The 361-nt window shown below is 34.1% G+C and carries 1 pseudogene; it reads left to right on the top strand.

Annotated features, from left to right (window positions below):
- A pseudogene (locus tag ACJDTP_RS27520) lies at window positions 1-149 on the top strand (fructose-6-phosphate aldolase); the annotation flags it as partial.
- Window positions 150-361 lie beyond the last annotated feature (212 nt).

Raw genomic sequence — 361 nt, 5'->3', positions numbered from 1 at the left:
ATCCAATTCATGTAATAGAAGCAGCAAAAGCAGGAGCAGATATATCAACAGTACCTTATAGCTTAGTAATGCAAATGCTAAAACACCCATTAACAGATCAAGGATTAGAAAGATTCAAAGCAGATTGGGCAGCAGCATTTGGAAAATAAATTGCCGAAGTAAGGAACAAGCTTTTGTTCCGGTTTCTAAGAAATTTTAACGGGTGCTTCTAAGATTATAAGTTGTACCCAAAATGCTAGTCTCAAAAACAAGTTTTGAACAAGCATTTTGGAACAACTTATAATCAAGAAGCACAACCGTCAAAATTTCTAATGAAACACTTCACAAAACATGTTCCTTACTTCTAGCATAGATATTTTTC

Origin of the sequence: Candidatus Clostridium helianthi (assembly GCF_045310795.1) — a bacterium.
Taxonomy (GTDB): domain Bacteria; phylum Bacillota; class Clostridia; order Clostridiales; family Clostridiaceae; genus Clostridium; species Clostridium helianthi.
This window is presented reverse-complemented; position numbering and strand designations above follow the sequence as displayed.